The organism is Halomonas getboli, assembly GCF_023094245.1.
GTDB lineage: Bacteria > Pseudomonadota > Gammaproteobacteria > Pseudomonadales > Halomonadaceae > Halomonas > Halomonas getboli.
The window spans coordinates 1-3,053 of record NZ_JALMEW010000014.1 but is presented as its reverse complement, the minus strand read 5'-3'; the positions used below and the strand labels follow the sequence as shown (position 1 = coordinate 3,053).

1 rRNA gene is annotated in these 3,053 nt (G+C 54.6%); it reads left to right on the top strand.

Annotated elements, in window-relative coordinates:
- The first annotated feature begins 129 nt into the window (after positions 1 to 129).
- Positions 130 to 3,016 (top strand): 23S ribosomal RNA (locus MYL53_RS17145).
- Positions 3,017 to 3,053: the final 37 nt, after the last annotated feature.

The following is a 3,053-nucleotide window of genomic DNA, read 5'->3' as shown; positions in this document are numbered from 1 at the left end:
CGCTCTTTAACAATGTGAATCATGCTGACAAAGTCCCTCTCCTACCCGGGAGAGGGCATGAGATACGTCTCAAGCGTATCCGGCAATTGTCGTTGTTGTCATCGCAGATCAGACCCCTTGGGGTTATATGGTCAAGCGATGAAGCGCATACGGTGGATGCCTTGGCAGCCAGAGGCGATGAAAGACGTGGAAGCCTGCGATAAGGTTCGGCGAGGTGGCAAACAACCTGCGACCCGGACATTTCTGAATGGGGAAACCCACCTGCCGTCAGGCAGGTATCGTTGACTGAATCCATAGGTCAACGAGGCGAACCGGGAGAACTGAAACATCTAAGTACCCCGAGGAAAAGAAATCAACCGAGATTCCCCTAGTAGCGGCGAGCGAACGGGGACCAGCCCTTAAGCGGGTGAAAGGTTAGGCGAATGAGCTGGGAAGCTCAGCGATACAGGGTGATAGCCCCGTAGTCGAAAGCCTGATCCCGTGAAATCGAGTAGGTCGGGGCACGTGAAACCTTGACTGAAGACGGGGGGACCATCCTCCAAGGCTAAATACTCCTGGCTGACCGATAGTGAACCAGTACCGTGAGGGAAAGGCGAAAAGAACCCCGGAGAGGGGAGTGAAATAGATCCTGAAACCGTATGCGTACAAGCAGTGGGAGCCGACTCGTTCGGTGACCGCGTACCTTTTGTATAATGGGTCAGCGACTTATATTCAGTGGCGAGCTTAACCGTATAGGGGAGGCGTAGGGAAACCGAGTCTTAACTGGGCGACCAGTCGCTGGATATAGACCCGAAACCGGGCGATCTATCCATGAGCAGGTTGAAGGTTGAGTAACATCAACTGGAGGACCGAACCAGGATCTGTTGAAAAAGATTTGGATGACTTGTGGATCGGAGTGAAAGGCTAATCAAGCCCGGAGATAGCTGGTTCTCCTCGAAAGCTATTTAGGTAGCGCCTCACGTATCACCGCCGGGGGTAGAGCACTGTTTCGGCTAGGGGGTCATCCCGACTTACCAACCCGAGGCAAACTCCGAATACCGGTGAGTGCAGCGTGGGAGACACACAGCGGGTGCTAACGTCCGTTGTGAAAAGGGAAACAACCCAGACCGTCAGCTAAGGTCCCCAAATCCTGGTTAAGTGGGAAACGATGTGGGAAGGCTCAGACAGCTAGGAGGTTGGCTTAGAAGCAGCCATCCTTTAAAGAAAGCGTAATAGCTCACTAGTCGAGTCGGCCTGCGCGGAAGATGTAACGGGGCTCAAACCAGGTACCGAAGCTACGGGTTCGTCGAATGACGAGCGGTAGAGGAGCGTCGTGTACGCCGACGAAGGTGTGTCGAGAGGCATGCTGGAGGTATCACGAGTGCGAATGCTGACATGAGTAACGATAAGGGGGGTGAAAAACCTCCCCGCCGGAAGACCAAGGGTTTCTGTTCGACGCTAATCGGAGCAGAGTGAGTCGGCCCCTAAGGCGAGGCTGAAAAGCGTAGTCGATGGGAAACGGGTCAATATTCCCGTACTTCACGTTATTGCGATGGGGGGACGGAGAAGGCTAGGTGAGCCAGGCGTTGGTTGTCCTGGTGAAAGTCAGTAGGCTGGGGAATCAGGCAAATCCGGTACCCCAAGGCCGAGAGACGAGACGAACAGACTACGGTCTGGAAGTCATCGATGCCACGCTTCCAGGAAAAGCCTCTAAGCTTCAGATAACGTGAAACCGTACCCCAAACCGACACAGGTGGTCAGGTAGAGAATACCAAGGCGCTTGAGAGAACTCGGGTGAAGGAACTAGGCAAAATGGTGCCGTAACTTCGGGAGAAGGCACGCCGGTATTAGGTGAAACCCCTCGCGGGTGGAGCTGACGCCGGTCGAAGATACCAGGTGGCTGCAACTGTTTATTAAAAACACAGTACTCTGCAAACGCGTAAGCGGACGTATAGGGTATGACGCCTGCCCGGTGCCGGAAGGTTAATTGATGGTGTTAGCGTAAGCGAAGCTCCTGATCGAAGCCCCGGTAAACGGCGGCCGTAACTATAACGGTCCTAAGGTAGCGAAATTCCTTGTCGGGTAAGTTCCGACCTGCACGAATGGCGTAATGATGGCCACGCTGTCTCCACCCGAGACTCAGTGAAATTGAAATCGCAGTGAAGATGCTGTGTACCCGCGGCTAGACGGAAAGACCCCGTGAACCTTTACTACAGCTTCACACTGGACGCTGATGTTGCTTGTGTAGGATAGCTGGGAGGCTTGGAAACTCGGTCGCCAGATCGAGTGGAGCCAACCTTGAAATACCAGCCTGGCATCATTGGCGTTCTAACTCAGGTCCGTGATCCGGATCGAGGACCGTGTGTGGTGGGTAGTTTGACTGGGGCGGTCTCCTCCCAAAGCGTAACGGAGGAGCACGAAGGTACCCTCAGCACGGTTGGAAATCGTGCAATGAGTGCAAGAGCATAAGGGTGCTTAACTGCGAGACAGACACGTCGAGCAGGTACGAAAGTAGGTTCTAGTGATCCGGTGGTTCTGTATGGAAGGGCCATCGCTCAACGGATAAAAGGTACTCCGGGGATAACAGGCTGATACCGCCCAAGAGTTCACATCGACGGCGGTGTTTGGCACCTCGATGTCGGCTCATCACATCCTGGGGCTGAAGTCGGTCCCAAGGGTATGGCTGTTCGCCATTTAAAGTGGTACGCGAGCTGGGTTTAGAACGTCGTGAGACAGTTCGGTCCCTATCTGCCGTGGGCGTTGGAGATTTGAGAAGTGCTGCTCCTAGTACGAGAGGACCGGAGTGGACGTACCTCTGGTGTTCCGGTTGTCACGCCAGTGGCATCGCCGGGTAGCTATGTACGGACGGGATAACCGCTGAAAGCATCTAAGCGGGAAGCCCCCTTCAAGATGAGATCTCCCCGAGGCCTCGAGCCTCCTGAAGGGCCCAGCAAGACGAGCTGGTTGATAGGTCGGGTGTGGAAGCGCTGCAAGGCGTTGAGCTAACCGATACTAATGGCCCGTGAGGCTTGACCATATAACACCCAAGTGGTCTGTGGATGACACGGACGACA